The 6,413-nt window shown below is 51.8% G+C and carries 1 protein-coding gene; it reads right to left on the bottom strand.

Annotated features, from left to right (window positions below; all coding sequences use genetic code 11):
• Positions 1 to 166: 166 nt before the first annotated feature.
• On the bottom strand, positions 167 to 6,413 hold a 6,247-nt coding region (locus BLV48_RS15345), incomplete at its 5' end, for a VWA domain-containing protein (RefSeq protein WP_091827674.1).

Here is a 6,413-nt window from a genome sequence, read left to right on the forward strand (position 1 = left end):
CTAAACCCACTCCAGCACCCGGGGAACTGGTTGCCGGAGTGGGTAGACCGTAAACACCCGTGAGCGTAGGTGTATAACAGAACAGCCGCCTCAAGCGGAAATGCTTGGGCGGCTGTTATCGTTAAACCACCACCCGTTTAACAGGTGGTGGTCGGTTCCATTACGATCAGTTATCCGTAATCACATTCTGGTTTACCAACTCACTCAATATCTGATTGGCATCTGCTCCTGAACCCAGAGACAGTGCGTTCTGCAGACTGGACTGGCTGACGCCGTTGAGGTTAATAATCTGATCAGTGCTGTCACCACCGGCATCAGTCACAACCAACTGAGCGTAGCCATTGTCAAAGTTCAGTGACAGGCTGGCACCCCCTCCCAACAGATCGCCGATATTCAATACGTCCTCTGTCGCATCAAAATTGGAGACTGTATCGGTGTTTTCATCAGGAGTACGCGTCACGCTGATATTGGTGATTTGAGCATCCGCACCATTTTCAGTGTCGAACTCCAGACGATAGACACCAGGCTCATTAATTGTCACGGACTGAGTCAGGTTATTAATATCCCCGTCGTCATCAGCATCGCCATCGTCAAATTCCCTAGGGATATCATAGTTTTCCCAACCACTATTTCCCCACCGCTCCAGCCCCCATGAGAACAGGTCATTACTACCGGTCAAATCCTGCGCAGAGAATGAGAAGTCAACCGTAGCAACTTCGCCTTCATTCACAGAGAAATACTCTGACCTTTCAGAGTCCCCAAAGGGAAAGACTCCACCCAAAGACACATCATTCAGATTCTCAGGCGTCTCTGGTGTGCCTGTATTCGCAACATCCGACAACTGCCAGACAAACTCATCGCCACCAACCAAGCCAGACAGCGAGTCATTTGCCGACGTCGCGTTGATAACATTGTAGCTGTCATTGTCTTCTATCGAGATATCGATGCTCTGACCACCGATTGCAAGCGTGCTGTATTCTGTGCCTTCAATCGCCGTATCATCCACAGCTGAAACAACGATACCAAAGCTCGATATACCAGCCGCTACAGTGATAATGCCCGTATTGGCGTCATAACTTGCGCCATTGACACTGAGCGTTGCGTCACCAGTAGCCAGTGCTCCCAGCGAAACCGCAAAGGTTTGTGCCGCCAAAGGCCCTGACTCAAGGTTAACGGTGAAGGTTTTTGATGTTTCGCCATTTTCACTGACCATCGTGCCATTATCAGCGCTAATGGAGCTGACCTCGACGCGTGGAGCAGCTTGCAGAGTTAAGGTGGCGGAGTCACTGTCGCCATCATTATCCTGAGCAACATAGGTCACTTCAGCAGACAACAGGGATGCGATATCGGCATCACTGTTCAGCTCATACGTGTAGCTGCCATCACTGCTGATTTCCACTTCACCGAAATCAATACCGCCCGAACTCAGGGTAAAACTGACAGGGGCTCCATTGTTGTCAGAAAAGACATAATCCTGCCCGCCGTACGATACACTCGCCAGAGTCAGCGGAACATCAACACCAGAATCATTGTCCAGTACATTACCCGTAACCGGCTCCGGATCTATGGCTTGCGCAACGCCTGCAGAAAGAGACTCGCCGTTCGCCACGATAATGACATGATCATCGTCAGCTACGGTACCGCCTTCGTATGTATCGGCAGTTTCACCTGCACCCACGTCAACCCCGATAGGCTCAAGCTCATCAATTTCATTCTGCCCTATACCACCAAACCCGATCGCGTAGGCGTCGTCATAACCATTGTCGGCCAGGAACTGGATCCAGTAGGACTCCTCACCCAAGCCACCAAAGCCCGGGTTGTTGGTATCGCCTTCATCGATACCTGTCGACCCGGTGCCATTTGTTTCATTGGGCTCCCCGTCAGTCAGGAACACCACTTTATTTGAGCTTCCTCCCGGCGGTGGCGGATTGCCTGCCAGAGAAGACATCGCTTCAGCAAGCGCCGCATCATAGTCAGTTGAACCATTCGCCGACAGTCCATTGACGACAGACATCGCAGCATTCAAATCCGTGTACCACTGGCCCGTACCCAATGACTCTGCACCGCTGGAGAATGCTATTAAGTAGACCGCGTTTACATTACCCGAGTTGAACAGATCGGATATCGCTTGTTTTGCCATATCCAGCCGGCTCGAACCGGGCTCACTGGAGCCCCAAGCCATACTGCCTGATGTGTCAATGATAAACGCAAGGTTTTCCTTGCCTGTGACTGTTCCACCTTCGGTGGTGGCGGCCTGATCATTGACGGCTGTCACACCTGCATCATTGATGGTAAGCGTCAGTGTGGCTCCACCCTCATCACCATCACTGTCTTCCAGGTTAACGGTTATCGTACCTGTCGCCGCATTCTGACCGTCATCATGCTGGTATGGTGCATACTGAGTAAAGGTGTAAGCGCCTGTTGATTCATTGATTTCCAGACTCCATGAACCATCCGTAGCGGAGAAGGAAGTCATTCCAGCATTGGATGTTTGAGTTGCCGAACCCAGGCCTCCATCGTATGCGAAGGAAACATTACTGAAGTCAGCAAAGTTCATTGCTCCGGTATCTGTATCAACTGCGCTACCTGCGGCATCGGTATCATCAGTGCTGGCACTGCTATCAGATGCACTTGGAGCGGTATTGATTTCAACTGGCGGAGTCGTTTCACCTTCTGCAATCGCAACACTGATATCACCGGATACCTTGTCACCATCGCCATCGGCGGCTTCAACGGCAAACTCAAGCTCCTGTCCTGGTGCTGCAATCAGATCGATGGTTTGCATACTGGTGATTTTCAGCGCCGCTGGGCTATCCGCAACTGTAAGCTGAATGGCCGTAAAGTCATCAGGCGTCAGAATGTTCAACTGCTCATCGACAGCCTCAACAGAACCTGTTGCGACCACAGTGTTGCCATCATAAATGGTGTAGTTGAATGTACCTCCTTGTGGTGCATGGAGGCCGAACAGAACCTGGTCTACCTCTGTTTGAGGTGAACTGAAGGTAAACGTGATTGCCTCACCCGGGGCCAGGCTGTTGGCATCACCCGACAGACCGGTGGTGCTTGGGTTGACCTCATCATTCGTACCAGTCGGAGTGGCATATACATCTCCAAACTGATATCCCACAGTCGGGCTACCCGCGTTAGTTGACCCGAAGGTCACATCGGATTCGACTGTCCCAGCTTCCGCTTTCAACAGTGTGAAGCTGTAGTTGCCATCCAGTCCCAGCGTCAGGGTGAAAACATCATCCTGGCCATCATTTGCAGTCAACACAACCGTGCCATCGGCCTGTGTATTGCTGGTATAGGTAATACCCTCAAGCGCAGGGCCACTCAGAGTAACGTCACCCCAGCCATCGGCACCCGGCAGGAAACCGGCATTGGTCGCACTATCGCTGGCACCAGCTTCGTTATCCACTTCCAAAGTAATGAAATTACCCAACTCCGGAGTATCATCATCAATGGTCAGGTTAAAGGAAGCGAGAGCCTCCGAACCATCCGAGTCCAGTACAGACACATTGATTGGCAATACCAGATCACCTTCAATGTTATCAGCACTTTCAGGCTCGTGATGCTGCAAAGGCTGCAACAAAGTAACCGAGTACGTTGCTGAACCGTTGGTGACATTAGACACAGCAATCGTAAATACCTGATCCGACGCTTCGGTGGCACTGCCACCCGCCACATAACCAATCAGCGTATTGCTGGATGCATCCCAGAAGGTTTCAACAGCCTCACCATCAAGCGTAACGAGGGAGGTGGTATCGCCAGCAGTGCTCAGAGTGATGCTCTGAACCGGGATATCATTACCCAAATTGAAGAGGAGATTACCTTCAATGACCGGAGTTTCCAGGTCATCAATACCGCCTGGATTACCGCCGCTCAACTGGTCTTCGTCGACAGAAATGTCTTCGGCAGAGGCAACAGGGCTGTCGGAGTCATCGATGATAGTAGTGGTGACGGTATCACTGTTGTACTCGATCGACTGGTAGTTACCTGCATTACTGTAGTTGCCCACCAAACCAACAGTGAATGTCTCACCATTGTCTGACACTGCGTCATCTACGGCGGTGCTGCTGAAGACAGAACCTACCGCAACAGTGCTGTTAACGACATCAGCCGTTGTGTAGTCGTCGGTACTGGTGGTGCCGTTGTTTTGGAAGCTGACTTCCACGGTACCACTCGGCTGGTCACCGGAGTCCAGCGGATCGCCATTTTCATCAACAGCGAGAACCACGTAATAGGCGCTGGTTTCGTTTTCCTCTTCGATCTGAGTCTGAGTGATGTAATTACCATCAGTATCAGTCAACGGTACGCCCTGCGCATCCGATGCGAATATCTGGAAGGTAAAGCCGGGCTCCTTCGCACCATTGATGGTGATGACCAGTTTGGCTGGATCGGATACGTTGCCGTTTGGATCCAGCAGTGTGTAGTTGAAGATATCTTCTGCCGTATCCCCCTCATCCAAAGCCTGAGTAGCCGCACCGTTGGCAATATACTCATATGATCCATCGGCCCGGATTGTGAGCGTACCGTAGTCAGTCGTGATCACTGTGTCGCCGTTAATCTGGGTTGTCTGACCATTGCTGTCTGCAGGAGCTATGGTGTTAACGGCAAGATCAATCACAGGAGTATCCGCATCCCAGTCACGCCCAGTCTGCGCACCACCATTGTCGTCGTCGTCAATGATCACATTGCCTTCGACGGTTTGGTCTTCGCCCACCTCTTCATTGTTATCGACTGCAACAGGAGCAATATAGGGCTGCGCCTGTCCGGTTACAGCATCACCATCGATGGTCAGCGTGGCAGTCACCTCATCGCCATCACTGTCAGTCAATGTGTATGTGAAGACATCTTCATATTGCCCTGTTTCAGTGGGCGATACTTCATAGCCATCAATTTTAACGAAATAATCTGAATCATCGTTTGAGGCATGTCCATCCTGACCATAAGGTACAGTATCGAAGACAAGCGTACTGAAACCGCCGATGTCAGAAATTGTGAACGTGGCCTGATTGTTGTTCTGCCAAACAACTCCATCAGTGGAGTCCGCATAGGGGTCACTACCACTGTCGTTGCTTATAATGCCGCTTGCAACCAAATCACCACTTGCATTGAAAGCGTACCACCGTGCGCCTTCACCGCCGCTTTCAGTACTGAACAGGTTAGACACACTAACCGTGGCAGAAGTCACAGTCTGGCCATTGAAGCCAAATGCCAATGCTTCAGTTTGATGCCCAGAGGTATTGATCTGCCCTGAAACAGGCAGCCCCAGCCCTGGGCTGGCCACGCCGTAGAAATCGCCAGAGGTTGAAACCGTACCGCTTGAGGAACCGTCAAACTTCCCGCTATCAGTCAGGAAAGATTCGCCCAGCTGGTAGGCCGACACTGATATGGCACCCATGTCGCCTTCTACTGGTGCATACGTGTAGGTGTACTCGCCATCCGCATCGATCGTCAGGCTGCCATATTGACCGTCGATGGTGACTTGCGCCGCGGCAACAGGTTTAACCACATGATCACTACCGGAGCCAGTACTGATTTCGGTAAGTGTTCCACCATCAGCTCCCACTGAATCATTGCTCAGCACATTGCCTGAGGCCACACCGGTGTTTTCATCCACAGTATCCACATCATCATCAGCCAGAGCACTGTCGTCTTCAATGATGAGTGTGAGGGTTGTACTGGGCTGAGTTCCCGCAGTTACGCCAATATCAAAGCTCAACTCACTTTCAATATTGCCATCATCACCGTGATCAGCAGCTGACTTGAGTGTAGTTTCCAGTTTCCAGAAACCGCTGCTGTCTGCAACGGCATTCACTTCAACCACTTCAACTGATCCGTCAGATCCTGTCAGAGTTTTACCGTCATTGCTGACAGACCAGGTCAGATTCCCAGAAACAGGAGGTGTCAGACTGATGCCCTGCGCTGAGCTGAAGTTGGTTACCACACTCGATGTAACGGCATCGGTTATGTCGAACTGGGTGTTGCTGTCACCATCAAAGTCATCGGTGTCGGCATTCCCGTCCTGCAGCCCTTCTTCAGAAACTCGCAGAGTGTAATCCGTAACATCATTATCGGTGATGGTGGTGGTGACGGTGTCGCTGTTGTACTCGATCGCTTCGTAGTCACCAGCGTTGCTGTAGTTGCCCACCAGCCCTACGGTGAAGGTCTCGCCGTTGTCGGCAAACACATCATCCACGGCCGTGCTGCTGAACGCGGTACCCACTGTGACGGTGGTGCCGGCCACGGTGTAGTCGTCATCCGTGGTAGTGCCGTTGTTGGTGAAGCTGACTTCTACGGTACCGCTCGGCTGATCACCATCAGCCAGTGGGGTGCCGCTGCCATCCACCGCCAGCACAATGTACTGCGCGCTGGTCTCGCCTTCTTCATTGATGCTGTTAGCGGATACG

It is taken from the genome of Marinobacterium iners DSM 11526 (genome assembly GCF_900107855.1).
In the GTDB taxonomy this organism is placed as follows: Bacteria; Pseudomonadota; Gammaproteobacteria; order Pseudomonadales; family Balneatricaceae; genus Marinobacterium; species Marinobacterium iners.